This is a genomic window from Microbacterium sp. SA156, from assembly GCF_049065455.1.
Classification (GTDB): Bacteria; Actinomycetota; Actinomycetes; order Actinomycetales; family Microbacteriaceae; genus Microbacterium; species Microbacterium barkeri.
Genome location: NZ_JBAKGU010000019.1, coordinates 26,276 through 50,463, shown reverse-complemented (window position 1 = coordinate 50,463; position 24,188 = coordinate 26,276). Strand labels below are relative to the sequence as shown.

Annotated in this window: 30 protein-coding genes and 2 tRNA genes; 14 read left to right on the top strand and 18 right to left on the bottom strand. The window is 71.3% G+C overall.

Translation table 11 applies throughout. From position 1 onward, the window contains the following. Together ACOWU6_RS15175 and ACOWU6_RS15170 are read right to left on the bottom strand one after the other, a co-directional pair. A partial coding sequence (locus ACOWU6_RS15175) for a hypothetical protein (RefSeq protein WP_421074897.1) occupies positions 1-209 on the bottom strand: 209 nt, incomplete at its 3' end. A 156-nt stretch (positions 210-365) separates the two neighbouring features. Next, positions 366-929 carry a TetR/AcrR family transcriptional regulator gene (locus ACOWU6_RS15170; RefSeq protein ID WP_421076201.1) on the bottom strand — a complete coding sequence of 188 codons (564 nt, stop codon included), beginning with the start codon at positions 927-929 and terminating at the stop codon, positions 366-368. Between the two features lie 80 nt (positions 930-1,009). Between ACOWU6_RS15170 and ACOWU6_RS15165 the strand changes: the two genes are divergently transcribed. Next, entirely contained in the window at positions 1,010-2,509 is a 1,500-nt protein-coding gene (locus ACOWU6_RS15165; RefSeq protein ID WP_421076200.1) for a hypothetical protein, read from the top strand. On the opposite strand, the gene corA is transcribed toward ACOWU6_RS15165, so the two are convergent. Next, the gene (corA, locus tag ACOWU6_RS15160; protein WP_271174686.1) at positions 2,487-3,485 is read right to left on the bottom strand and encodes a magnesium/cobalt transporter CorA; all 999 of its coding nucleotides are present in this window, start codon (positions 3,483-3,485) and stop codon (positions 2,487-2,489) included. The two genes, ACOWU6_RS15165 and corA, sit on opposite strands and share 23 nt — an antisense overlap. 77 nt (positions 3,486-3,562) lie before the next feature. Here corA and ACOWU6_RS15155 point away from each other — a divergent pair, with 77 nt between their 5' ends. The 4 genes from ACOWU6_RS15155 (at position 3,563) to ACOWU6_RS15140 (ending at position 6,620) form a co-directional block, all read left to right on the top strand. Beyond that, the gene (locus tag ACOWU6_RS15155; protein ID WP_421076199.1) at positions 3,563-4,483 is read left to right on the top strand and encodes an aldo/keto reductase; all 921 of its coding nucleotides are present in this window, start codon (positions 3,563-3,565) and stop codon (positions 4,481-4,483) included. A gap of 161 nt (positions 4,484-4,644) precedes the next feature. Beyond that, a complete protein-coding gene (locus ACOWU6_RS15150) occupies positions 4,645-4,908 on the top strand; it encodes a DUF6458 family protein (protein ID WP_271174684.1) in 264 nt (87 codons plus the stop codon). 6 nt (positions 4,909-4,914) lie between these two features. Beyond that, positions 4,915-6,096 carry a serine/threonine-protein kinase gene (locus tag ACOWU6_RS15145; RefSeq protein ID WP_421076198.1) on the top strand — a complete coding sequence of 394 codons (1,182 nt, stop codon included), beginning with the start codon at positions 4,915-4,917 and terminating at the stop codon, positions 6,094-6,096. Then, the gene (locus ACOWU6_RS15140; RefSeq protein ID WP_421076197.1) at positions 6,093-6,620 is read left to right on the top strand and encodes a hypothetical protein; all 528 of its coding nucleotides are present in this window, start codon (positions 6,093-6,095) and stop codon (positions 6,618-6,620) included. The genes ACOWU6_RS15145 and ACOWU6_RS15140 overlap by 4 nt, the downstream gene beginning before the upstream one ends. A gap of 9 nt (positions 6,621-6,629) precedes the next feature. Here ACOWU6_RS15140 and ACOWU6_RS15135 read toward each other — a convergent pair whose 3' ends face one another. Continuing rightward, entirely contained in the window at positions 6,630-7,163 is a 534-nt protein-coding gene (locus ACOWU6_RS15135; RefSeq protein WP_282980456.1) for a CGNR zinc finger domain-containing protein, read from the bottom strand. Between the two features lie 25 nt (positions 7,164-7,188). Between ACOWU6_RS15135 and ACOWU6_RS15130 the strand changes: the two genes are divergently transcribed. Further along, the gene (locus ACOWU6_RS15130; RefSeq protein WP_271174680.1) at positions 7,189-7,404 is read left to right on the top strand and encodes a hypothetical protein; all 216 of its coding nucleotides are present in this window, start codon (positions 7,189-7,191) and stop codon (positions 7,402-7,404) included. Here ACOWU6_RS15130 and ACOWU6_RS15125 read toward each other — a convergent pair. Then, complete coding sequence (locus tag ACOWU6_RS15125) at positions 7,368-7,511, bottom strand: hypothetical protein (RefSeq protein WP_421076196.1); 144 nt, start codon at positions 7,509-7,511, stop codon at positions 7,368-7,370. The two genes, ACOWU6_RS15130 and ACOWU6_RS15125, sit on opposite strands and share 37 nt — an antisense overlap. A gap of 161 nt (positions 7,512-7,672) precedes the next feature. Between ACOWU6_RS15125 and ACOWU6_RS15120 the strand changes: the two genes are divergently transcribed. Both ACOWU6_RS15120 and ACOWU6_RS15115 read left to right on the top strand, forming a co-directional pair. Beyond that, complete coding sequence (locus ACOWU6_RS15120; RefSeq protein WP_282980453.1) at positions 7,673-7,873, top strand: hypothetical protein; 201 nt, start codon at positions 7,673-7,675, stop codon at positions 7,871-7,873. A 36-nt stretch (positions 7,874-7,909) separates the two neighbouring features. Then, the gene (locus tag ACOWU6_RS15115; protein ID WP_282980452.1) at positions 7,910-8,386 is read left to right on the top strand and encodes a hypothetical protein; all 477 of its coding nucleotides are present in this window, start codon (positions 7,910-7,912) and stop codon (positions 8,384-8,386) included. A gap of 3 nt (positions 8,387-8,389) precedes the next feature. On the opposite strand, the gene ACOWU6_RS15110 is transcribed toward ACOWU6_RS15115, so the two are convergent. The 3 genes from ACOWU6_RS15110 to ACOWU6_RS15100 form a co-directional block, all read right to left on the bottom strand. Then, on the bottom strand, positions 8,390-8,581 hold the full coding sequence (locus ACOWU6_RS15110) for a hypothetical protein (protein ID WP_421076195.1): 192 nt from the start codon (positions 8,579-8,581) through the stop codon (positions 8,390-8,392). A 17-nt stretch (positions 8,582-8,598) separates the two neighbouring features. Next, positions 8,599-9,096, bottom strand: a complete 498-nt coding sequence (locus tag ACOWU6_RS15105) for a pyridoxamine 5'-phosphate oxidase family protein (RefSeq protein ID WP_421076194.1) — start codon at positions 9,094-9,096, stop codon at positions 8,599-8,601. 78 nt (positions 9,097-9,174) lie between these two features. Continuing rightward, positions 9,175-9,807 (bottom strand): TetR/AcrR family transcriptional regulator C-terminal ligand-binding domain-containing protein, encoded by a 633-nt coding sequence (locus tag ACOWU6_RS15100; protein ID WP_421076193.1) that lies wholly within the window; start codon positions 9,805-9,807, stop codon positions 9,175-9,177. An 85-nt stretch (positions 9,808-9,892) separates the two neighbouring features. Between ACOWU6_RS15100 and ACOWU6_RS15095 the strand changes: the two genes are divergently transcribed. Both ACOWU6_RS15095 and ACOWU6_RS15090 read left to right on the top strand, forming a co-directional pair. Then, positions 9,893-10,630: an SDR family oxidoreductase gene (locus ACOWU6_RS15095; RefSeq protein WP_421076192.1), complete on the top strand. Its 738-nt coding sequence runs from the start codon at positions 9,893-9,895 to the stop codon at positions 10,628-10,630. Between the two features lie 24 nt (positions 10,631-10,654). After that, the gene (locus tag ACOWU6_RS15090; RefSeq protein WP_421076191.1) at positions 10,655-11,812 is read left to right on the top strand and encodes a PQQ-dependent sugar dehydrogenase; all 1,158 of its coding nucleotides are present in this window, start codon (positions 10,655-10,657) and stop codon (positions 11,810-11,812) included. Between the two features lie 27 nt (positions 11,813-11,839). Here ACOWU6_RS15090 and ACOWU6_RS15085 read toward each other — a convergent pair whose 3' ends face one another. Next, entirely contained in the window at positions 11,840-12,685 is an 846-nt protein-coding gene (locus tag ACOWU6_RS15085) for a helix-turn-helix transcriptional regulator (protein WP_421076190.1), read from the bottom strand. 128 nt (positions 12,686-12,813) lie between these two features. Between ACOWU6_RS15085 and ACOWU6_RS15080 the strand changes: the two genes are divergently transcribed. Continuing rightward, positions 12,814-14,037, top strand: a complete 1,224-nt coding sequence (locus ACOWU6_RS15080) for a multidrug effflux MFS transporter (protein WP_421076189.1) — start codon at positions 12,814-12,816, stop codon at positions 14,035-14,037. Continuing rightward, entirely contained in the window at positions 14,034-15,074 is a 1,041-nt protein-coding gene (locus ACOWU6_RS15075; RefSeq protein WP_421076188.1) for an SDR family NAD(P)-dependent oxidoreductase, read from the top strand. Before ACOWU6_RS15080 ends, ACOWU6_RS15075 begins: the two co-directional genes overlap by 4 nt. Before the next feature lie 65 nt (positions 15,075-15,139). Here the strand turns inward: ACOWU6_RS15075 and ACOWU6_RS15070 are convergent. The 5 genes from ACOWU6_RS15070 to serS all read right to left on the bottom strand — a co-directional run bounded on the left by ACOWU6_RS15070 (position 15,140) and on the right by serS (position 19,002). Beyond that, positions 15,140-15,232, bottom strand: a tRNA-Ser gene (locus ACOWU6_RS15070). Between the two features lie 104 nt (positions 15,233-15,336). Then, entirely contained in the window at positions 15,337-16,653 is a 1,317-nt protein-coding gene (locus tag ACOWU6_RS15065; RefSeq protein ID WP_282980447.1) for an LCP family protein, read from the bottom strand. 60 nt (positions 16,654-16,713) lie between these two features. Next, a tRNA-Ser gene (locus tag ACOWU6_RS15060) sits at positions 16,714-16,798 on the bottom strand. 93 nt (positions 16,799-16,891) lie between these two features. Further along, a complete protein-coding gene (locus ACOWU6_RS15055) occupies positions 16,892-17,740 on the bottom strand; it encodes an HAD-IIB family hydrolase (protein WP_421076187.1) in 849 nt (282 codons plus the stop codon). Beyond that, on the bottom strand, positions 17,737-19,002 hold the full coding sequence (serS, locus tag ACOWU6_RS15050; RefSeq protein WP_271174671.1) for a serine--tRNA ligase: 1,266 nt from the start codon (positions 19,000-19,002) through the stop codon (positions 17,737-17,739). The genes ACOWU6_RS15055 and serS overlap by 4 nt, the downstream gene beginning before the upstream one ends. 75 nt (positions 19,003-19,077) lie before the next feature. Here serS and ACOWU6_RS15045 point away from each other — a divergent pair, with 75 nt between their 5' ends. Beyond that, entirely contained in the window at positions 19,078-19,680 is a 603-nt protein-coding gene (locus ACOWU6_RS15045) for a GNAT family N-acetyltransferase (RefSeq protein ID WP_421076186.1), read from the top strand. A 9-nt stretch (positions 19,681-19,689) separates the two neighbouring features. Next, positions 19,690-20,688, top strand: a complete 999-nt coding sequence (locus ACOWU6_RS15040) for a diacylglycerol/lipid kinase family protein (protein WP_271174670.1) — start codon at positions 19,690-19,692, stop codon at positions 20,686-20,688. A gap of 4 nt (positions 20,689-20,692) precedes the next feature. Here the strand turns inward: ACOWU6_RS15040 and cls are convergent, their stop codons facing one another. The 4 genes from cls to ACOWU6_RS15020 all read right to left on the bottom strand — a co-directional run bounded on the left by cls (position 20,693) and on the right by ACOWU6_RS15020 (position 24,161). Beyond that, complete coding sequence (gene cls, locus ACOWU6_RS15035) at positions 20,693-22,153, bottom strand: cardiolipin synthase (protein WP_271174669.1); 1,461 nt, start codon at positions 22,151-22,153, stop codon at positions 20,693-20,695. Positions 22,154-22,216: 63 nt separating this feature from the next. Further along, a complete protein-coding gene (locus tag ACOWU6_RS15030; protein WP_421076185.1) occupies positions 22,217-23,197 on the bottom strand; it encodes a cation transporter in 981 nt (326 codons plus the stop codon). Beyond that, positions 23,194-23,709 carry a hypothetical protein gene (locus ACOWU6_RS15025; protein ID WP_421076184.1) on the bottom strand — a complete coding sequence of 172 codons (516 nt, stop codon included), beginning with the start codon at positions 23,707-23,709 and terminating at the stop codon, positions 23,194-23,196. The genes ACOWU6_RS15030 and ACOWU6_RS15025 overlap by 4 nt, the downstream gene beginning before the upstream one ends. Beyond that, positions 23,709-24,161: a DUF4383 domain-containing protein gene (locus ACOWU6_RS15020; RefSeq protein WP_421076183.1), complete on the bottom strand. Its 453-nt coding sequence runs from the start codon at positions 24,159-24,161 to the stop codon at positions 23,709-23,711. Before ACOWU6_RS15020 ends, ACOWU6_RS15025 begins: the two co-directional genes overlap by 1 nt. Between the last annotated feature and the right edge of the window lie 27 nt (positions 24,162-24,188).

Genomic DNA, 24,188 nt, shown 5'->3' with positions numbered 1-24,188 from the left:
AACTCCCCCGCCATCGCCCGGAACGGGAAGTCATACCGCGACGAGACCGCCCCCGACCTCGCCAGCTGCGCCCGCGCGACCTCCCCCGCCTCAGCCAGCGCCTCAATCTCCAGCGCATCCGCCTCCGCCCGCAAAGCCCGCGCCCGACGCGCCCGCTCCACCGCCGAACGCGTCACCGCGACCTCCGCCGGAGTGGGCTCCCAACCCACCCCCGCATCCTCCCGCGGCATCGTCCTCGACATACCCCCACACTACCCACCCCATCGGACATTCCACCGAGCAATCCAGACCTGTGGATAACTCCACATTCGGAGATAAAGACGAGACAGTGTGGAGGCAGGACGCCGACGCGCCCGTCGATCGACCTACGCCGCGACCGCCCGGATCGCGCGCGACAGCTCCTCTGCCGACGGAGTCGCGGAGGGGTCCAGCATCCACTGCAGCATCACGCCGTTGATGAGGGCGAGCGCAAGCGAACCCACGGTGCGAGCGTCATCCGCGGAGACCTCGTCCCGGTCGACCTCCAGCACGAGCGCGGCGAGGTCGCGGCGACTCTCCGCATAGATGCGGAGAAGCTGCCTGCGGACCTCTTCGGCGAACTCCGCCTGGGCGTAGGCCTGAACACTGGCGACGAGGACGCTGCGCTTATCCGGCGCCGCGGCGAGCAGACCCGCGAGGAAGTGCTCGAGGCGTCGCCCCGGGCCGCCGTCGAGGTCGGCGGTCACACTCCTGGCGACGGCATCGCCCCACTCCTCGAAGGTCTCGATGACGGCGGCGTTGAGCAGAGCGTCCTTCGAGCCGAAGTGATATCCGATCGCAGCGAGATTGGCCCCAGTGACGCCCACGATGTCGCGCGCCGTGGTGTGCGCGTACCCGCGCTCGACCAGGCACTGCTTCGCTCCCGCGAGAAGCGCTTCACGTTGCCCCATTCCTCGAGCATACGGCGCACCCTGTACGGGCGTGCTATACATACGTATAAGACGCATGTATCAAACTCTCGAGGAGCCTCATGTCCGCAGAGCAGACCCCGCCCGTGTCGCCCGACGCCGGCAGCATCGCCGTACCCGTCACGGTGTCGTGGGATGGCGCGTTCCACGTCAACCAGACGGTTCTCACCACGCACCTCTGGGCCGCACCGCCCCTCCGCCGCGAGTCGCCGATCCACGATCGCGCGTTCGCGGCTCTCCGCGATCTGAAGGCCGACTGCGCGCGCTTCCTCCCCTGGTTCTCGCATCCGGTGCTCTCCGTGCCCGCCCTGGAGCCGCCCACCGAGACGACCACCTCATGGGACTTCTCGCACCTCGATCCGTTCGTCGAGGACTTCATGGCCGCGGCCGAGGGGCGACCGGTCGTCGCGAACTTCGCGACCATCCCGCACTGGATGTTCGAGGGCGCCGAGGACGTCGTGGTCTCGCGCGACCCCGACGAGATCCACTGGCAGTACGAGCAGGGATCGGACTTCCGCGACGAGACGCTCGCCGAGGTCGCGGACTACTTCTTCCGACTCGCCAGCTGGTACATCGCGGGCGGCTTCACCGACGAGCTCGGTCGCTGGCACGAGTCGGGCCACAGATACCGCTTCGCGTACTGGGAGGTGCTCTGCGAGCCCGACCTCAACCGGCGCATGCCGCCCGAGGTCTACACCCGGCTGTACGACGCCGTGGTCGAGCGGCTGCAGCCCCTGGACCCCGAGATGAAGTTCATCGGCCTGTCCCTCAGTCACGTGCACCACGACCCCGAGTACTTCTGGCACTTCCTCGACGCCGCGAATCACCAGGACGGCATCCCCATCGACGCCTTCTCCTGCCACTTCTATGCGTCGCCGGAGATCGTCAACCCGTTCGGGCCGGAAGGCAACGCCGACCCGAGCACGTGGCGCAGCACCTTCTTCGCGCAGGCCGATGCCTTCGTGGAGAGCGTGGCGTACATCCAGTCCATCGCGCGGCGGCTGGCGCCTGGCGCGCGGATGTTCCTCAATGAGATCGGGACGTACCCGGCTGACATCATGAACCCCGCTCCGCAGATCCCGGCGTTCTACTGGGCCCTCAGCGGGTCGATCCACGCCTACCTCTGGGCGCGGCTGCTGCCCATGGGGATCGACCTGCTCGGCATCGCGGAGTTCATGGACTACCCCGGCATGATCCCCGGCACGTCGCTCCTCGACTGGGAGACCGGCGAGCCGAATGCCCGGTACGCCGTGACGCAGCTCCTCCTGCGCCACTTCGCTCCGGGAGATCGCGCCGTTCCGACGTCGACGGGCTATCCCGGATTCCCCGACGCCCGCCTGCATGCGCAGGGCCTCACGCGCCCCGACGGCAGCAGGTCGCTGCTCCTGGTCAGCAAGTGGGATGAGCCCATCGAGCTCGATCTGTCGGGCACCGGCATGTCCGGAGCATCCGGCGAGCATGTCCACGTGGGCACGCGCGGCATCGCGAGCTTCCGCTGCGGCGACACGCTGCGGCTCGAGCCGCACGCCACGGTCGTCCTCACATCCACTTCCGCCACTTGAACAGCGCCCACAGGGTGACGCTCGTCGCCGCCATGAGCGCGAGGGCGAGCGGGTATCCCCACGCCCAGTGGAGTTCGGGCATGTGATCGAAGTTCATGCCGTAGATGCCGCCGATGAGCGTCGGGCCGAAGAGGATCGCCGCCCACCCCGAGATCTTCTTGACCTGCTCGTTCTGCTGCAGCGACGTCTCGGTCTGCCGCTGCGTGACGATCGTCGCGTGCACCGTGAGCGCGTTGTCGAGGATGGCCCGGAAGGACGCGATGCGGTCGTTGAGACGCAGCACATGATCGTGCACGTCGCGCAGCAGGCGCTGCAGCTCGAGGTCGACACCGTACTTCTCGCCTCCGCGCAGCAGGCCGGCGAGCATGCCGTCGAGCGGCTGCGTGCCGCGCTGGAACGCGATCACCTCACCGGAGAGCTCGTAGATCCTGCGGGAGAGGGATGTCGCGGTGTCGGTGAAGAGCGCGTCCTCGATCTCGTCGATGTCGTTCTCGACGCCGCGCATGACCGGGGTGTACTGGTCGACCACCTCGTCGAGGATGGCGTAGAGCACGGCCTCGGTCCCGCGCGCGAGGAGAGCCGGATCGGCCTCCATCCGCTGCCGGACGCGCGAGAGGTCCGGAGCCTCGCCGTGACGGACCGTGAGCACGAAGTCCGGTCCGACGAACACGTGCAGCTCGCCGAACTCGACCGTCTCGGTCTCGTCGATGTACCAGGCGGGCCGCAGCACGAGGAACAGCGTGTCGCCGTAGCGCTCGAGCTTCGCGCGCTGGTGCCCCTTGCGCGCATCCTCCACGGCGAGCGCGTGCAGCTCGAACTCGGCCGCGACGGTCATCAGCTCGTCGTCGGTCGGGCGCAGCAGGCCGATCCAGCCCATCCCCTTCTGGTCGCGCATGTACTCGAAGGTCTGGTCGAGGCTCGCCGGGTCGGCGATGCGCCGCCCGTCGACGTAGACGGCGTTGTCGATGATGGGCACGAGTCCATTGTGGGCGGCAGACATCCGCGGACCCGTGCGCCATGCTGGTGAGGACACCTGCGACCGATGGAGGCCCCATGTCATCCGTGCTCGACCCCCGCCCGCTCGGCGCGACTCCTCTCGTCGTGAGCTCCGTGACGCTCGGCGCCTCGTCGCTGGGCGATCCGCAGCGCTCGGCCTCCGACCCGCTCGAGGTCGCCGAGGCGATGCTGTCCTCCCGCTTCGCGGTCGTCGACACATCGAACAACTACGCGGGCGGCGAGAGCGAGCGGGTGCTCGGGCGGGCGCTGGATGCCCGGGGCGGGCTCGCGGATGGCCACAGCATCGTCACGAAGGTCGACGTCGGGAAGGACGGACGATTCGACCGCGACCGCGTGTGGCGCTCCTTCGAGGAGAGCGTCGAGAAGCTCGGGCTCGAGCGGTTCCCGCTCGTGCACCTCCACGACCCGTGGGCTGTCACGGTGGAGGAGGCGCTCGCTCCCGGCGGAGCGGTCCAGGGGATGATCGAGTTGCGCGAGCAGGGTCTGGCGGGAGCGATCGGCATCGCCGTCGGCGAGATCAGCCTCGAGAAGGCGTATGTCGGGACGGGCATCTTCGACGCCGTCCTCACCCACAACCGCATGACGATCGTCGACCGCAGCGCCGAGGAGCTCATCGCGGAGGCCAACGAGCGCGGCATGGGCGTCTTCAACGCCGCGCCGTTCGGCGGCGGGCTTCTCGCCGGAACGTCGACGAGCTACGCGTATCGCGAGGCGCCCGCCGATCTGCTCGCGTGGCTCGCCCGGGTCCGCGAGCTCTGCGCGGAATGGAAGCTCTCGGTCCCGGCCGCCGCCCTCCATTTCTCCCTGCGGCATCCCGGCGTCCACTCGACGGTCGTGGGAGTCGGCCGGCCCGAGCGCATCGCCGAGCTCGAGGAGCTCTGCGCGACGCACGTGCCGGACGAGTTCTGGCCCGAGCTCGAGAAGCTCGGCACACCGCCGTCGACCGTCGAGGACTGATGCCGGGCATGCGCGGCTACCGTCCCGTCGCCGCCGTGTCAACCGCGAGACGCCAGGACGACGCGGACGGTACACCTGAAGGAACCCGCTGACGCGGTGACGAGCCACCCGAGCCCGTCCGTCAGCGGCCGCAGGGCCCAGCGCCTGGAAGGAGCACGACCATGGGAATCGGATCCGGAATCGCCCTCATCGCGATCGGCGCGATCATCGCTTTCGCCATCAACGTGGACCTCGGCGGAGCGGTCGACCTCACCCTCATCGGGTACATCCTCATGGCGGCCGGTGCCGTCGTCTTCCTCATCAGCCTCGTCCTCATGCTCCGTCGCCGCAGCGCTGTCTCCACTCAGCGCACGGCGGTCGACCCGGCCAGCGGCGAGCAGATCACGACGCGGCGGACGACGGACAACGGAGAGCCGCTCGCCTGAGCGCGCATGTCCGACCTCCTCGACGAGCCCGTCACGGGAGAGGTGCTCGACGGCCGCTATCGGCTCGTCGCGCGCGTGGGTGCCGGCGGCATGGCCACCGTGTACCGCGCGCGCGACGAGCTGCTCGGCCGCGACGTCGCCGTCAAGCTCTTCCGCCCGATGCCGGATGATCCGCAGTCGCGACAGCGTCGGCTCGCGGAGACCCGCCTGCTCGCAGCCCTGAACCATCCGTCCCTCGTCACGCTGTTCGACGCGCATGTCGACGAGGACGACCATCCGTACCTCGTGATGGAGTACGTCGAGGGCCCGACCCTGCGCGATCGGATGGCCGCAGCCCCGCTCTCGGGGCGGGAGGTCGCCGAGACCGCGGCCGCGCTCGCCGACGCTCTCGCCGTCGTCCATGACGCCGGCATCGTCCACCGCGACGTGAAGCCGTCGAACGTGCTCATGCGGGCGCCGAAGCTGCCGGGCATCACGAGCGCGGCGACGCTGGCCGACTTCGGGATCGCCTACCTGCTCGACTCGAGCCGCATCACGACGCCGGGAACGACGATCGGGACGGCCGCCTACCTCTCCCCGGAGCAGGTCCGCGGCATGCAGCCGGCCCCCGCATCCGACATCTACTCCCTCGGGCTCGTGCTGCTCGAGCTCCTCATCGGCCGCCATCCCTTCCCCTCCGGCACGGCGCAGGAGCTGTTCGCCTCGCGCATCGCGGGCGAGCCGGAGATGCCCGACGAGCTCGATCCGCGATGGCGCGTCCTGCTCACCGCGATGACCGACCGCGACCCGGCGCGGCGCCCCACGGCGCGCGAGGTCGCCGCGGCCGCGCGGGAGATCGCGGCCGACCCGAGCGAGCCGCTCACGCCGCGGTCGGCCGCCGTCCACGAGCAGGAGACGCGGCCATTCCCCGTCGCGCAGGCGACCGCGCCCCTGCCATCCCGCCCTGCGCCGACCGCCGCGATCCCGCTGGGCACGCTCCAGCCGCCGGCCGCGGCTCCGCGCCGGCGCCCTCGGCGCATCCTCGCGATGGTCGCGGTGATGACGGCGGTCGCCCTGATCGCGCTCGCGCTGGCGCTCGGCGCGCCGACGATGTTCCCGCAGGAGGAACCCGCGCCGCCCGCCCTGCCCGCGCTCGACGAGCCCCTGCGCGGCCATCTCGACGACCTCATGGAGGCGGTCACGCCATGAGACGCCTCCTGTTCCCCACCCTGATCGTCGCAGCCGTCGTCCTGACCGGCTGCGCGCCTTCCGACACCCCGACCGCCGCGTTCCAGGACGCCGTGGCGACCGTCGCCGAGCAGGCCGCGGACGGCGACGCCGCGGGGGCGCTCGCCTCTCTCGACAGGCTCGAGGCCGACGTCGACGAGGCCCTCGTGGACGGGCGGATCGACGCGGCGCGCGCCGTCGGCATCCGGGAGGCGATCGACGCCGTCCGCGCCGACCTCGAGCGACTCGCCGAGCCGTCTCCGACGCCGACTCCGAGCGAGGAGCCGGTTGTCCTCCCGTCAGACCCGCCTGCCGAGGACGGCGCCGGCGACGGTGGCGACGGCGGTGAAGGCGAGGGCGACGGCGACCCCGGGAACGGGAACGGCGGCCAGGGCAACGGCGGGCAGGGCAACGGGAATCAGGGCGGCGGGAACGGCGGCCAGGGCAACGGCGGCCAGGGCAACGGCGGCCAGGGCAACGGCGGCCAGGGCAACGGCAAGAAGTAGTCTCGAGGCTCACCGAAGCCGGGCGCGATGGCGGCGCACGGCGTCGCGGTTCGCGCAGCGGACGGAGCAGTAGCGCTGCCGGCCGTTCCTGGTGATGTCGACGACGACGTTGCGGCACGGATCGCCGGGCGCGCGGCCCGCGGCGCACCGCCCGAGCCGGGTCATCCCGCGGGTCGTCAGGTGCAGAGCGGTCCCGACGGAGATGACGGCGAGCAGCACGTGCGCGAGCGACTGGTCGTCGTCGCGGTAGTGGAGGTGCCATCCCTCGCCGTCATGGTCGGTCAGACGCGGGTACGCGGTCGCCTCCTTCATGAGCCCGTTCAGCAAACGGGCGCGCTCATCCGGCGAATCCGCGTCGACCACCGCGAGCCAGCGGTCGACCACCGCGCGCGTCGCGGCGTGGTCATCGGGGCGCTCGGGAAACGGCATCGTCATCCCGAAGTCGCGCGTGCGGCTCTCGATGCCCGCGCGATCGTGCGGCCATGCGTTCGCGAGCGATGCCGCGAGGAGCACCGCGTACTCGCCGTAAGGGTTGAGATGCATAAGAGCATTACATCACGCTGGTCGCATGACCTCCCCGCGCAGCCAGCACCTCGTCGACCTCGCGACCGCGCGCACGTGCGAGCACGGATGGCGCACGGAGTCACGCCATCCGACGTCCGAGGGCGTCGTCCTCTACGTGCGCTGCACGCGGTGCGGCGCCCGACGTGTCGACCTGCTCGCCCCGGGCGCCGTCATGCCGACCGCTCAGACCTCTTCGTCACGGTCGACGTCGGTGTACTGACCGGGCTCCTCGATGACCCGGTCGGGCCGTCGCTCGCCCTCCGGCACCTCGACGTCGGTGTACTCGCCCTCGTCCTCCTGGCGCTTGATCTCGTCTTCCCTGCCCATGGTGTCCTCCTCGTCGGGTCCTCTCCACCCTGCGGGAGGCGACCGGGCGACGTCATCCCCTTGCGCCGCGGGCCGTCTGGCGATAGCGCGAAGGCGTCGCCGCGCATCCCGGGCTTGTCAACGCCCTCGCGCCATCCGCCGCTCCGCGCGAGGATCGCGACATGAGCGCAGAAGAGAAGAAGACGTCCGATTCCGACCTCGCGCGGGAGAACGCCGTGAGCGACCCCGACCGACTCCCCGACGAGGGCGCGCCCGGGCTCGGCTCGAGCGACGGCGAGGTGCCGCCCGATGCCATCCGCGGCCCCGGGCGCGACGATGCGGAGGACGATGACGACCGCGTGGAGGTCGAGGACCTCCCCTGACATCGGCGGCGGCGGGGGCCGTGTGAGGATCGAGGCATGGCGTCTCGACACGGCCCCCTCACCGCGACCCCCGACGGCCTCGCGATCGGCGACGTCGCCGCGCGCCACGTCCGGCTCCGCGCGGACGGAGTCGCGGAGTGCGTCGGAGACGCGCCGAGGGCCGTGCTGCCATGGTCGGACATCCGCGCCCTGCGCTTCAGCCCGCCCACCACGATCTGGCCGTGGCCAGGAATGCAGGAGACGGTCGGCTCGCTGCTGCTCGCCGTGCTCGGCGACGTCAGCCCGCTGGGCGAGGTCGAGCGGTATCCGGTCGTCCTCACGGTCACCTCGGGCGACGAGGTGACGTGGGAGGTCGACCCGCACTACATCGCTGGCTACCGGCGGTCGCACGTGCGCTCGGCGCAGCGCATCGTCGAGGTGCTGACCTCGTCCGCCGAGTCTCGCGCCCTGCTGAGACATCCCGCCGACGCGCTCACGCGGCTCGCCGCCGTGGGGCGCCGAGCCGCGTGGTGAGGACTACTCCTCCTCGCCCGGGATCTTCGCGTCGATGACGCCGATGCCGACCGCGTGGTGGCTCGGCTCCCCCTCCTGCGGCTGAGGTGCCTTGGGCTCCTCACCCGGGTCCTTCTCCGTGCTGGGGTCGTCCAGGATGGTGTCGGCCGCCTCCTCGTCGACGCTCTCCTCGGGCTGGCTCTGGGCATCCGCCATGATGTGCTCCTCTCGATTCAGAGTTCGACGGCGCGGTTCTCGCCGACGTCGGGCTGCGTGCGCGTCACGACGGCCTTCGCGATCTTGAACGCCGATACGATGCCGGGCTCATCCGTCGCCCAGTACTCGGCGGACTCTGCGCGCACGCGGATGAGCGCGACGGTCGGATCCTCCCGCCCTTCGGGGAACCAGGCTTCGACCGCGGGGGTCCAGTACTCGTCCACCTTCGCCCGGTCGTGCACGACCTCCGCGGTGCCGGCGACCGAGAGGTAGCCCTTGCCCGATTCGAACGCGACGTTCACGGCGGGGTGCACGGCGATGTCGCGCACCTTCTCGCTCGGGTCCTGGGTGAAGAACCAGAGGTCGCCGTCGAACTCGACGTCCTGCGCGGCGAGCGGGCGGCTGTGGAGCTGCCGCTCGGGACTGGTGGTCGTGAGCAGCCCGATCTTGGCGGATTTCACGATCCCGGCGATGCGGGCGAGGTCCTCGTCGGTCGCGTGCGGCGTCTCCTGCATGTGCTCCTCCGTCGTCTCGAGGTGGGATCACGTGCGACGCTACGCGCGCGGGTCGCCGGGCGCACTCGGTTGACAGGGTCACCGGGCTGTGGCATCGGGCCTGGCCGCGCCGAAGAGCGCCTGGTCGACGAGGCGAGGAACGATCTCCTCGTCCAGCGGCACCTTGAGCACGAGGAGCCGGTGATAGCACGCACCCCAGAGCTGGTCCACGATGACGTCGAGGTCGACGTCGGGCCGGAGCTGGCCCCGCTGCTGAGCTCTCTGCAGCCGCTTGCGCGCGAGCTCTCTCCGCGGGCGAGCGTAGCTCTCGGCCCACGCCGTTGCGACGTCCGGATCCCGCTGCGCCGCCCCGATGAGCTCCGAGACCGGGGCGGCCGCGCCACCCGTCAGCCACCGCACGAACGCCGTCAGCTGGGCGACGAGGTCCTCGCGCACGTCGCCCGTATCCGGGAAGTCGAGCACGGGGGCGCTCTGCGCGAAGTACGCCTCCGCCGCGAGCGCGCCCGGCGACGGCCACCACTTGTACAGCGTCATCCTGCTCGCGCCGGATTCGTCCGCGATTCGGCCGAACGTCACGGCCGACAGTCCCTCGCCGAGAAGGACGCGACCGGTCGCGGCGAGCACCTCCGCACGTACCTCGGCGGCGGGGCGACGACCTCGCCCGCGCCGCGGCGTCGCCGGCCTCTGCGGCGTGTTCGCCTCATCTCGCATCGTCCGAGAATACATCTGGACCCTCTGTCCATTTCCTCCGCGACACGGTAATGTACAAACTGTCCATATAAGGAACGGAGTCTTCATGAACAGCATCAGCGACCGTGTGGCCATCGTCACGGGCGGCTCAGGCGGCATCGGCGGTCTCGCCGCTCGGCGCCTCGCCTCCGAGGGCATGGACGTCGTCGTGCACTGCGGCAGCAACCGGGAGGGTGCCGACGAGGTCGTCGCGGCGATCGAGGCCGACGGCGGGCGCGCCATCGCCGCCTCGGCGGACATCGCCGAGGAAGCCGAGGCGAAGGCGCTCTTCGACCTCGCGGAGAAGGAGTTCGGTGGCGTGGACGTCCTCGTGCACACCGCCGGGATCATGCCGCTGTCGCCGCTCGAGCAGCTCGACCTCGAGGTCTTCGACCGCGTCCAGCGGGTCAACGTGCGCGGCACCTTCGTCGTCGACCAGCTCGCCGCTCAGCGCATCCGCCGCGGCGGCGCGATCATCAACTTCTCGACATCGATCACGCGGCTCCAGTACCCGGCCTACGCTGCCTACGCGGCGTCGAAGGGGGCGGTCGAGGCCATCACGCTGATCCTCGCCCGCGAGCTGCGGGGTCGGGACATCACCGTGAACGCGATCGCACCGGGCCCGACGGCGACGCCCCTGTTCTTCGAGGGCAAGAGCCAGGAGCTCATCGACCAGATCGCCGGCGGCAACCCGTTCCAGCGGCTCGGCACGCCGGAGGACATCGCCGAGGCGGTGGCCTTCCTCGCCGGCCCCGCCCGGTGGGTCAACGGGCAGAACATCTTCGTCAACGGCGGCGCCGCCTGAGCCGCCGTCGAGGAGAGAAGACGCATGAACACCCGACGCCGGGTCCGCGCGACGAGGGCGCTTCCCGCCGCCGCCCTGGCTCTCGTGCTCGGCATGCTGACTGCGTGCACGGGCACGGCAGACGCCGACGACGCGGATGGCTCGGCTCGGCCGAGTCGGCCCGCTGCGGCACCCGACAGGGCCGCCATCGCCACCCTGTCCGATCCCGTCGAGCTCACCACCGGACTGCGCTCTCCATGGGGACTGACGTTCCTGCCCGACGGGTCCGCCCTCGTCACCGAGCGTCTCACCGCGCGGATCCTCCGCATCCCGGCAGGGGGCGGGTCGGCGCAGCCCGTCGGCGTCGTCCCCGACGTCGAGGTCTCGTCGGAGGGGGGCCTCCTCGGCATCGTCGCGTCGCCGACGTTCGAACAGGACCGCACCGTCTTCGCCTACCGGTCCGGGGCCGATGAGAATCAGGTCGTCGCGGTGAGGGTGGCCGACGACTGGCGCTCCCTGAGCGTCGAGCGCGTGCTCCTCGACGGCATCGAGACCGCCGACCGGCATCACGGCGGTCGGATCGCGATCGGCCCCGACGGGCACCTCTGGATCGGCACCGGCGACGCGTTCGAGCCCGAGAACGCAGCGACGGCCGACTCGCTCAACGGCAAGATCCTGCGCATCGCGGTGGACGGGAGCATCCCGGAGGACAATCCGCGGGACTCCCCCATCTACTCCTCGGGCCATCGCAACGTCCAGGGAATCGTCTTCGGCCCCGATGGCACGGCCTATGCCACGGAGCTCGGCCACCGCACGTGGGACGAGGTCAACGTCCTGCGCGCCGGCGCGGACTACGGCTGGCCGGAGACGGAGGGCATCGCGGGGGACACAGGAGAGCCGCCGATCACGACGATCCACCCCGACGAGGCGAGTCCATCCGGCGTCGCCTACGCGGGCGGATCGCTCTGGATCGGGGCGCTCGGCGGGCAGCGGCTCTGGCAGCTGCCCGTCGAGGGCGGCACGGCCGCGGCCGAGCCGATCGCCCATCTCGTCGAGGAGTACGGCCGCATCCGCACGGTCGAGGCCGCACCCGACGGCTCGCTGTGGCTGATCACGTCCAACACGGACGGCGCGACGTGGGGCGGCACTGAGCCGCGACCCGGCGACGACCGCATCCTGAGGGTCGAGGTGAGCGCTCGCTGAGCCCGTTCGACGCCACCGCGCTGCGGCTCAGCCCAGCGCGGTGGCGTCGAACCTCTGAGTGCCGATCACGGCGAGCAGCTCGAGCTTCTCGCCCGCGTCGCTCCCCTCGGCCGGGAAGAACACGCGCAGGCGGATGTCCGTCTCGGCGCTCAGCACGGCCTCGCAGGTCAGCGCGATCTCGCCGATGCTCGGAACGAGGAAGGTCTTCCGGTCGAAGCGGCGCACGGCGACGTCATGCCGCTCCCACAGCCGGCGGAACTCCTCGCTCTCCTGGAGGCTCCGGATGAGCCGCCGCACATCGGCATCGCCGCCGCGGCGGGCAGAGGTCGCGCGCAGGTCGGCCACGTGAGCCGCGGAGTGCCGCTCCCAGTCCTCCCGCGGGAAGATCGCCCGCGTCTCCGGCCGCATGAACCACTGCCAGGTCACGCTCGCCTCGACTCCCGGCGACTGATTCCTCGGCCCCACGAGCGCCGCCGCGAGGCGGTTCTGCCACAGCACGACCTCGAGATCGGTCGCGATCAGCACGGGGACATCGGCGAGGCGATCGGCGAGGCGGAGCAGCCCCGGGCTGATGTGATGTCCTCCTCGCTGAGAAGGCGCGAAGCCGGCGAGGCGGAGAAGGTAGTCGCGCTCGTCCACGTCGAGACGCAGCGCCCGCGCGAGCGACGCGATGATGGGCTCCGACGGATGGGGCCCGCGCGCCTGCTCGATCCGCGCGTAGTAGTCGCTCGAGATGCCCGCGAGCTGGGCGACCTCCTCGCGCCGAAGGCCGGGCGCCCGACGCCGCACGCCGTCGGCCAGACCGACGTCGGCGGGGCGCAGCTGATCCCGACGACGGCGGAGGAAGGCGGCGAGCCCGGCGCGGTCGATCATGACCCCAGTATCGTTCGCGCGCTCTGAGCCATCCAGGGACGGGTCGTCCCTGGATGAAGCGGGCCTTCCTGCATCCCGGAGCGCCCGCGACGGTGGAGGCACCGCACCGAAATCAGATGGGAGCCGTGATGTCCCCGCCGGATGTCTCCACACGCCAGGGCTCTGCCCGCGTGATCGCGGTGCTGGGCGCGCTCGTCGCGCTCGGCCCGCTCACGATCGACATGTACCTGCCCGCGCTGCCGCGCGTCGTCCCCGACCTCGGAGCGTCTGACGCCCTCGTCCAGCTCACTCTCACCGGGACCCTGCTGGGCCTCGGGCTCGGTCAGCTCGCCATCGGCCCGCTGTCCGACGCCCTCGGGCGCCGTCGTCCGCTCCTCGCCGGCGTCGCCGTGCACGTCATCGCTTCCGCGCTCACCGCGTGCGCCGCCGACCTCGCCGCGATGGGCGCGCTGCGCATCCTGCAGGGGCTCGGCGCCGCGGCGGCGACGGTCGTCGCCATGGCGATCGTCCGCGACCTCTTCGACGGGCACCGGGCGGCCGCAGCCGTCTCCCGCCTCATGCTGGTGATGGGCGTCGCGCCCGTCCTCGCGCCGACGCTCGGGAGCGCCGTGCTGGTCGTCGGCGATTGGCGGTGGGTGTTCGCTGTCCTCGCCGTGCTCGGGATCGGCGTCATCGTGCTCGCCGCTCTCGCCCTCCCGGAGACCCTCCCTCCCGCACGGCGGCGCACGCTCGGCGTCCGGCAGGTGCTCGCGTCGTACCGGGCGATCCTCGACGATCCCCACTTCCGACTGCTCGTCGCCACGACGGCGCTGAGCTTCGCGGCGATGTTCGCGTTCGTCGCGGGCTCGTCCTTCGTCCTGCAGGGGCAGTACGGCATGGACGAGCAGCAGTTCAGCGCGATCTTCGGCTCCTGCGCTGTCGTGATGATCGCGAGCTCCCAGGTGAACCCCGTGCTGCTGCGGCATCACCGACCCGAGCGCATCGCCGCCGCCGCACTCGCGGCCGTCCTCGTCGCCGGCGTCGTGCTCATCACCCTGCAGCTGCTCCAGGTGGGCGGTGTCCTCGGCTTCCTGCTCCCCGTCGCCGTGATGCTCGCCGGCGGATGGCTCGTCATCCCGAACACGACGGCGGCCGCCCTCTCGCGCCACGGCGAGGCGGCAGGCACCGCAGCCGCCGTCATCGGCGCGGCGCAGTTCACCTGCGGCGCGCTCACGGCACCCGCGGTCGGAACCCTCGGCGGCGATGGACTCGCGACCGCCGTGGTGATGTCGGCGGCGGTCGCGCTGGCCGCCGTCGCGCTGACCCGCGCCCTCCTCCCCCTCCCCGCACTCACGACAGGAGAACTCTCATGACCAGCACCCAGCACCCCATCGGAACCGGCTTCTCACCCGCCTCCACCGCCGAGGAGGTCGCCGTGGGCATCGACCTCGCCGGGAAGAACGTCATCATCACCGGCGGGCACCAGGGCCTCGGCCGCGAGGCGACCCGCGTCCTCAGCGCAGCAGGAGCATCCGTCACGGTGGCTGCACGCGATCCGGAGCGCGCCGCCGTCGCGCTCGAGGGCATCGCCCGCGTCGAGACCGCGCAGCTCGACCTGCTGGACCCGGCCTCGATCGACGCCTTCGTCGCCAGCTTCCTCGGGTCGGGTCGTCCGCTCCACATCCTGATCAACAACGCCGGGATCATGGCCGGCCCGCTCGTGCGCGACGCGCGCGGCTACGAGGCGAATCTCGCCACGAACCACCTCGGCCACTTCCAGCTCACGATCGGCCTCCTCCCCGCGCTGCGGGCAGCGGCCGGCGCCCGCGTGGTGAACATGACCTCCGGCGCCCACCGGCTCACGGGCATCCGCTTCGAGGATCCGAACTTCCTCGTCGACGACTACGACGGGCACGTCGCCTACGGCCAGTCGAAGACCGCCAATGTGCTGTTCGCCGTCGAGCTCGACCGCCGGTGGGCGGAGGTCGGCATCCGCGGCTACGCCGTGCACCCCGGCATCATCGTCGGCACGTCCCTCGGGCCGGCGCGCGCAGTCGGCGAGCGCATCGAGGCCCCGCAGGAGCTCCAGCGCGCGCAGGGCCTGATCGACGCGGAAGGGCGGCCGGTGATCGCGCCGGAGCACGGACTCAAGACCGTCGCGCAGGGTGCGAGCACCATGGTGTTCGCGGCGACGAGTCCCCTGCTCGAGGGCATCGGGGGCGTCTACCTCAAGGACAACGACATCTCCGCGGTCGACGCAACGCCGATGTCCGTCGCGTTCGACGGCCCGCCGCCCACCGATGTCGCGCCGCACGCGATCGATCCCGATGCCGCTCGACGGCTGTGGCACCTGAGCGAGGAGCTGCTGGCCGCAGGCGGTGGCGCCGAGTCGGCGCCTGCTGCGGACTAGCGCCGCCCTCGCAGCGCATACGCGACGAGCCCGGCCCCGTGATCACGGGGCCGGGCTCTGACGTCTGGCGGAGACGGAGGGATTTGAACCCTCGGTCCCCTTAAAGGGGACTCCACCTTAGCAGGGTGGTGCACTAGGCCTGACTATGCGACGTCTCCAGGTGCCTGCACGCAGACACGTAGACCATCCTAACGGGTCCGAGGGGGTGCTGCGAACCGCGGCTCAGAGCACGCCCCGCCGCTGCGCCATCCGCGTCTCCGGCTCAGCCGACGCCGTTGGAGCAGGTGACCTGGCTCGCGTCGGAGCCGTGCACGTTGGCGCTCAGCTCGCCACTCGCCGGGGTGTCGGTCGGGGCCGGCGTCTCCGTCATCGAGGGCGTCTCGGGCGTCGTGGTCTCCACGGGCGCCTGCGTGTCCTCGGGAGCGGGGGTCTCCGCTCCCTCCTCGCCCTCCGCGAGGATGGCGCCGCCGCCGGTGTCGCCCGTGATCTGCAGCGGGACGTTCTGCTCGAGGGCGGCCCACAGCGCCTCGGCCGAGGCGTAGTCCGGAGCGACGCGGTTGCTGTCGTACGGGTCGTCGACGACCGGGTACTGCACGAACGTGAAGTCCTGCAGAGGCACGTCCTTCGCGGCCATCGCGATCTGCACGAGCGTGACCGGGTTCGTCAGGCTCGACGACGGGTCGACGTTCTCGAGCGTCGTGCGCGCGAGCGTGAGCAGCGTGCTGGGATTGGACAGCACCTCCTCGCTCGTGAGCTTGCGCGCGAGCGCCGACATGTACACCTGCTGGTTGCTGATGCGGTTGAGGTCGCTGCCGCCCACGCCGTAGCGCGTGCGGAGGAACTGCAGGGCCTCGACGCCCGCGAGCGTGTACTTCTCCGACGGCGGGATCGCGAGGCCCGTGTGCTCGTCGTAGATGCCCTCTCCGCCGACGCACACGTCGACGCCGCCGATCGCGTTCGTGATCTCGATCACGCCACCCCACGTCACGGTCGCGCCGTAGTCGATCGTCTGGCCCGACAGCTCCTCGATCGTCTTCACGATGCAGCCGAGGTCGCCGCGGTAGTACGCCTCGTTGAGCTGTGTGCGCGAGAGCGCGGAGGCGACGTCGCCCTGCGGGTCGGTGCACTCCGGCCCCTCGACCATGAGGTCGCGGGGGAAGCTCACGACCGTCACGCGACGCGGCTCGGGCGAGATGTGCACGAGCATGTTGACGTCGTTCAGAACAGCCTCGCGCGACTCGGGGTCGTAGGCCGCGTCGTCGGGGCAGCGCCCGCCGAAGTACTGCTTGTACTCCTCCTCGCACGCGTCGAGGCCCGCGAAGAGGATGTTCACGCCCTTGTTGTCGAGCTCGCCGATGTCCGGCGGGGCGGCCTCCTGCCCCTCGAGCACGACCGCGTCCGCGCTGAAGGTCGCGCCGAAGTCGTACGCGGCGTAGCCGACCACGCCGAACGCGCTCACGATCACGACGGCGAGGGCGACGCCGAGCACGCGCAGCAGCTGCTGCACCGGTCCGGGCGAGGAGAGCTGCCCGTGGCGGGCGATCGTGCGCCGCACGGCGTGCTTCGGGGTCTCGCTCACTCGAGTCCTCTCGGGCTGGGACGAACGGTGCTCCGACCTCGGGGCGCGCGCCCCGCTCTGCGGAGGGTGTGGGATTCGAACCCACGGGACATTGCTGCCCACCGGTTTTCAAGACCGGATCCTTCGGCCGCTCGGACAACCCTCCGTGCCCCCGCTCGCGCGCGGACTGGCGTCGAGTCTAGTCGACCGGCCTTCCCGCTATTGTCGACGCGGTCCCTGGGCGAGCCCTGTCAGCGCCTCACGCGATCGTGGACGTCGCGGCGCCCAGCTCCGAGAGCGCGGCGGCCACTCCCCCGCCCTCGACGGGCAGGGTCAGCTGCGTCGCGCACTCCTGCACCTCGTCCGGCGCCTGGCCCATCGCGATGCCGCGACCGCCGCCCTCGTGCGCCCAGGTGAGCATCTCGATGTCGTTGCGGCCGTCGCCCATCGCGACGACGCGCGAGGGGTCGATCTCGAGCCACTCGCGCACCTTCTCGAGCGCTGTCGCCTTGTTGACGCCCTGCGGCGCGATGTCGAGCCACGCGGACCAGCCGACCGAGTAGGTCACCTGCTGCAGCCCCATCCGCTCGACGAACGCGTTGAACTCGTCGCCGTCGTGCTCGGGAGAGACGACGACCACGCGGGTCACCTGCAAGCCGAGCATCTCGTCGAACGCGACGTGGCGCGCGCCGGGGCGGTTGAGGTCCCAGTCGTCCATGTACTCCGTGAAGAGGCGCGTGCCGTCGGCGAGCTCGACCATGTAGTTCGCGCCGGGCAGGTGCTCGCGGATGAACCGCAGCGCCTCGGTCGCATCGAACGTCTCGATCGTGTGGCGGATGTACCCGGTCGGGTCATCGGGGTCGCGCGACATGATCGTCGCCCCGTTCGCGCACACGACGTACGGCGGCAGGATGCCGAGATGCGTCATCACGGGATGGGTCGACTCCCAGCTGCGCCCGGTCGCGAGCGTCACGAGGTGCCCGCGCTCGGCAGCCTCGGCGACCGCCTCCTCGACGCCGGGGCTGTACGAGCCGTCCTCGAGCAGCACCGTTCCGTCGATGTCGAGCGCGATGAAGAGGCGCTCCTCCTCGGGCGCGGGGATCGTCACGCGATCGGCTCCATGACCTCGAGGCCGCCGAGGTAGGGGCGCAGCGGCTCGGGCACGACGACCGAGCCGTCGGCGCGCTGGTGCGTCTCGAGCAGCGCGACGATCCAGCGGGTCGTCGCGAGCGTGCCGTTCAGCGTCGCGACGTGCTGCGTGCGGCCGCCCTCGGGGCGGTGGCGGATGTCGAGACGGCGCGCCTGATAGGTCGTGCAGTTCGACGTCGACGTCAGCTCGCGGTACGCGCCCTGCGTTGGCACCCAGGCCTCGGTGTCGAACTTGCGCGCGGCGCTCGAGCCGAGGTCGCCCGCCGCCACGTCGATGACGCGGTACGCGAGGCCGAGCGAGGTGAGCATCTGCTCCTCGAGCGCGAGCAGGCGCTCGTGCTCGGCCTCCGCGTCCTCGGGCGCCGTGTAGACGAACATCTCGAGCTTGTTGAACTGGTGGACGCGGATGATCCCCCGGGTGTCCTTGCCGTGCGAGCCCGCCTCGCGGCGGTAGCACGTGGACCATCCGGCGTAGCGGATCGGACCGCCCTGCAGGTCGAGGATCTCGTCCTTGTGGTACCCGGCGAGCGCGACCTCGCTCGTGCCCACGAGGTAGAGGTCGTCCTCCTCGAGCCGGTAGATCTCGTCGGCGTGGGCGCCGAGGAAGCCCGTGCCCGCCATGATGTCGGGCCGCACGAGCGTCGGCGTGATCATCGGCGTGAACCCGTGCTCGAGGGCGGTGTTCAGCGCGTAGTTCATGAGCGCCAGCTCGAGGCGCGCGCCGATGCCCGTGAGGAAGTAGAAGCGCGCACCCGAGACCTTCGCGCCGCGCTCCATGTCGATCGCGCCGAGCTTCTCGCCGAGCGCCAGGTGATCGAGCGGCTCGAAGTCGAACGCGGGGATCTCGCCCACGCGGCGCAGCTCGACGAAGTCGTCCTCGCCGCCTTCCGGCACGCCCTCGATGACGACGTTCTGGATCGCGTCCATCGCCGAGCGGAACGCGGCCTCGGCGTCGTTCGCGGCGGCCTGGGCGGCCTTCACGCGGTCCGCGAGCTCCTTGGCCTGCGCCACGAGCGCGGCCTTCTCGTCCTTGGGGGCCTTCGCGACGGTCTTGCCGAACGCGTTCTGCTCGGCGCGCAGCTCCTCGAACGCGGTGATCGCCGCACGGCGCGCCGCGTCGGCGGCGAGGGCCGCGTCGACCGTGTCGGGCGAGCTGCCGCGCGCGACCTGAGAACGCTTGATGAGCTCGGGGTCTTCGCGGAGGAGTACGGGGTCGATCACCCTACGAGTCTAGGCGCGGGGCGCGCCCGGGCTCGCCGCCGCGACGGAGGTGCTGTCGTCCCTATCCTGAGAAGCATGCGCGACCCGCTCGACTCCGTGGCCTGGCCCGTCCGCACCGAGCGGCTGATCGTGCGCAGAGCGGCCGAGGCCGACGTCGATGCGCTCTGGCGCCACCGCCGCCTGCCGGAGGTCTCGCAATGGATCACGACCGGCCCCGAGACGCTCGACGACTTCCGCACGATCATGACGGACCCTGCGAAGCTCGCGGTCACGCTCATCATCGAGCGGGCGGACGACGGAGAGGTCGTCGGAGACCTGATGCTCCGAGTCGAGGACGCCTGGTCTCAGCGCGAGCTCACCGCTCCCGCGCGCGGAGCGCAGGCCTCGCTCGGCTGGACGCTGCATCCCGCGTACGGCGGGCGAGGCTATGCGACGGAGGCGGTGCGAGCGGCGATCGATCTCTGCTTCGGCCCGATTGGCGTACGCCGTGTGCTCGCCGCGTGCTTCGCCGACAACGAGCCCTCGTGGCGTCTCATGGAGCGCATCGGCATGCGGCGCGAAGAGCACAGTCTGAAAAGCAGCCTGCACCGGTCCGGCGAGTGGCTCGACGGCTTCACCTACGCCCTGCTCGCTGAGGAGTGGCCGACCGTCCGGCCCCCGGTGCAGAGCGCACCTTAGAGTGTGACCATGACCGCCCCCGCCGCCTCCGCGCAGCGGGCCGCGCTGGTCTACAACCCGGTCAAGGTCGCCTCGTCCGACGCCCTCCGGTCGGCGGTCGCGCTCGTCTCCCACGAGGCGGGATGGCTTCCGCCGCTCATCTTCGAGACGACGATCGAGGATCCGGGGCAGGAGGCGACGCGACGGGCGCTCAGGGAGGGCGTCTCGGCCGTGCTCGTCGCGGGCGGCGACGGCACGGTGCGCGCGGTCGCCGAGGCGATGAACGGGACGGGGGTGCGGCTCGCGATCGTCCCGAGCGGCACGGGCAACCTCCTCGCGCGCAACCTCCGTCTCCCCCTCGCCGACCCGGCAGAGATGGTGCGGGCCGCGGTCGACGGCGACACGGTCGCGATCGACCTGGGCATCGCGCGGCTGCGCCGCCCCGACGGCGCCGTCGAGGACCACGCCTTCGTCGTGATGGCGGGCATCGGCCTCGATGCGGCGATGATCGCCAACACGAACGCGAAGCTGAAGAAGCAGGTCGGCTGGGTCGCCTACGTCGACGGCGCCGCGCGGTCCCTCCCGGGCGCCGAGCCGTTCCGCGTCGTGTACCAGCTCGACGGCGGCCGCCTCCACGCGGCCAAGGTGCAGAGCGTCCTCTTCGCGAACTGCGGCGCGCTCCCGGCCGGCATCGAGCTCATCCCCGGCGCCTCGGTCGCCGACGGCCAGCTCGACATCGCGATCATCCAGCCATCCGGCCCCTTCGGATGGCTCGGGGTCTTCCGCAAGGTGTGGTGGGATAACTCCGTCCTGCGGCGCTCTCGGCTCGGCCGCCGCGTCGTCGAGCGGCGCAGGGACACGTCGGTGCGGTTCCTGCGCGGCGAGGGGATCGAGACCGCGTCGGTCGACGTGCAGCCGGTCGAGCTCGACGGAGACGAGTTCGGCGAGGCGACGCGCGTCTACTGCCGCATCGAGAAGGGCGCCCTGCTCATGGCCGTGCCGAAGGGGCACCCGACCGACCGGCTCTGACCGATCACTGCAGCGCTGACGTGAGCCGCGCGAGGTTGTCGAGCACCCGGCTCCCGAACGGCCGGCGCACCCAGTCCACGAGCGAGAGCCGCGTGCTGCGGTCGCGGTAGTCGTCCTCCACGCGGCGCAGCTGCTGCACGAACTCCTCGCCGCGCACGAGCAGCGAGACCTCGAAGTTGAGGCCGAACGAGCGCATGTCCATGTTGCTCGATCCGATGACGGCGACCTCGTCGTCGATCGAGAGCGTCTTCGTGTGCAGGATGTACGGCGGCGGGAAGAGGTAGATCCGCACGCCGGCCCGCAGCAGCGCCTCGTAGTAGCTCCGCTGCGCGTGGAACACCATCGCCTGGTCACTGATCTCCGACACGAAGAGCTCGACCCGGACGCCCCGCGAGACCGCCGCGCTGACGGCGAGCATGAGCGCCTCGTCGGGGACGAAGTACGGGCTGATCATGATGATCTTCTCCTGCGCCGCGTACATGAGCCCGAGGAACAGGCGCAGGTTGTTCTCGACCTCGAACCCGGGGCCCGACGGCACCACCTGGCAGTCGAGGTCGCCCGACCCGGCGTCCATCTCGCGCAGGTCGACGCCCGCCGGCGTCTCGCCGGTCTCGCTGTAGTAGTCGCTCAGGAAGACCGCGTCGACGCTCGAGACGACGGGCCCGTCGAGCCGCACCATGAGGTCGACCCACTGCAGGCCGCGCTTGATGTTCGCGCGCACGTTGTAGCTCGCGTCCGTGACGTTCTGGGAGCCGAGGTACGCGACCTCGCCGTCGACGATGAGCAGCTTGCGGTGGTTGCGCAGGTCGGGGCGCTGCCAGCGGCCGTGAAGCGGCCGCAGCGGAAGGAGGTAGTGCCAGTCCGCGCCCATCCGCTCGAGGCGGTCGCGCGTCCGGCGATGCAGCGGCTTGGAGAGGTTCGCCCAGTGGTCCATGAGCACGCGCACGGGGATGCCGCGCGCGCACGCTTCCTCGAGCGCGCGGAAGAAGTTCTCCGTCGACCGGTCCGACTTGAGGATGTAGAACTCCACGTGCACGTAGCGCCGGGCCGAGCGGATGGCCTCGGCCATCTCGTCGAGGCTCTCCTGGTATCCCGTGACGAGGCGCACGCCGTTGTCACCCGAGAGCGGAAGGGCGCCGAGCTCGCGGTTCATGCGGACGAGGGACGTGAACCACTCCGGCTCGTGCGGCCGCAGCGTCCCGCGCTCGAGGTGCTCGTTCGCCTCGCGCAGCACGGCGTTGATCTCGGTCTGCATCCTGCGGCGCTTGCGCGGCAGACGCGGGTTGCCGATGAGGAGGAAGAGCAGCATGCCCGGGATCGGCAGGAGGAAGATCGCGAGCAGCCACGCCATCGCCGAGGTCGGCTTGCGGTTGCCGGGCACGACGACGAGCGCGAGGATGCGGACGATGATGTCGACGACCGTGTAGACACCGAACCAGAACGCGGAATTCGCCCACCAGTCCATCGGCATCCTCCTCGTCCCCGCCAGCCTAGCGAAGCGGGGACCGAGGCCCCGCGCCGCGCCGACTCAGCGCGCCGGGTCGGCTTCCTCGGGGAGCACGTCGACGGGGATGACCTGCACGTCGCGGATCTTCCAGTCGAGCGCCGCCACGGCCTGCGACGCGCGCACGAGCCGGTCGACGGCGACCCGGCCGCGACGCGGGATGACGAAGGCCTCGATGTGGAGGACCTGCCCCTGGTCGCGCACGCGCACGGCGGCGTCCTCGATCCAGCGCAGGGAGCGCAGCCGCGTCACGGCCGCGGCCGCGAGCGGATGCGGGGCCGCGTCGTCGTAGGTGAGCGCGCGGCGGTCCATGAGGTCGACGACCGCGGAGCGGGTGTTGCGCACGCCGTCCCACACGATGCCGACGGAGATGAAGAGGGCCGCGGCGCCGTCCAGCCACCAGATGCCGATGCCGACGCCGAGCACGCCGACGATCGACGCCGCGTTCGTGTGCCAGTCGGCCTTCGCCATGTCGGCGTCGGCGTACAGCAGCTTGTTGTGGAGCACAGGCGCGAGGCGCGCCTTGGCCGGGCCGTAGAGGAAGACCGGGCCGACGACGATGACGACCATCACGGCCACCATGAGCCAGCCGAGCCAGACGGTGTGGCCGAAGAGCCGCACCGTGCCGATGGTCGGATGCTCCTGAGAGACGAGCCCGACGACGGCCTCGACCGCGAGGTTCAGGCCGACCGTGAGCAGGGCGACGCCCGCCACGAGGTGGCCCACGCCCATCGCCCGGTGCTTGCCGAAGGGGTACCGGCGCGAGGGCGCGCTCCGCACGAACGGCAGGGCGACGAGGAAGGCGAGCTGCGGGATGAGGGACAGCATGTCCTCGATCCACGCGGTCCGCATGGCCTGCGAGTTGCCGACCACGAGGGCGACGAGGGCGATCGTGACCGTCGTGTAGCAGATCGTGAAGATCTCCCAGCGGACGGCGCTGCGCAGCGCGCCGCGCTGCTCATCCGGCAGGTCGGCGCGGCCGAAGCGCCGCCAGGTCTCGCTCATCCGCCGACCTCCTCGTCGAGGTGGCTCTCGAGCGCCGACAGGAGCCGGTTCTCGCCGAGCGGGACGAGCATGACGATCGACCGCCCCTCGGCGCCCGGCACGCCGGGGTAGCCGCGCGTGACGCCGACGCGGTCGACCCACGGCGTCTGATCGGTGAAGCCGCCGACCGCGAGGTCGATGCTCCCGCGCTCGAGCAGGCCCACGAGGGACTCCTCGCTCGCCCATGTCCACTCCACGCGCGCCCCGACCTCGTCGGCGAACCCCTCCGCGAGGTCGGCGAGGGGCCCTTCCGCCGCGCCGTCCGGCCCCTCCTCGACGAGGCCCTCCTCGACCGTCGCCCCGACCTCGAGCACGCCGTCCGCGATCACGCGGTCGAGCGTGCCGTCGGGGTCCTCCGGAACGCGCAGGCCGCATCCGGGCGCCGCGAGGAGCGCGCCAATCGCAAGCCCCGCGCACAGCGCGCGAGCCGCCGCCCGCGCACGGCGGACGGCGGCTCGCGCGTGCCTGGACATCAGACCCGGTTGCGCGCGTCCCGCCCGAGGAAGACGCCGAGCGCGATCATCGCCACCGCGAGGACGAGGTGGAGCCAGTTGTCCGCTGCGTTGAGGGGGACGAAGTTCGCCGCGTGGTCGTGCGGCACGACGAGGCCGTACACCCAGAGCACCGCGTACAGCGCGCCGCCCACGATGAGGTAGCCCTTCGACCCCGGCGTCGACCCGGCGAGCGCGAGCCCCGCGACGCCGAACATGACGTGGACGAGGTTGTGCAGGACCGAGACCTGGAAGATCCCCAGCAGCATCGCGCCGGACGTGTGCGTGGCGAACTCGAGCTGGTCGGTCCCCGTCGTGATCCCGGGGATGAACCCGGCGATGCCGACGAGCAGGAACACGATGCCGAACACGAGCGCGGCCTTCTGGATGGCCGTGCCGGCGTACCGGACCCTGTTCACGGTTCTGTCGCTCATTCTTGTGTCTCCTCTGCTGTGATTGCC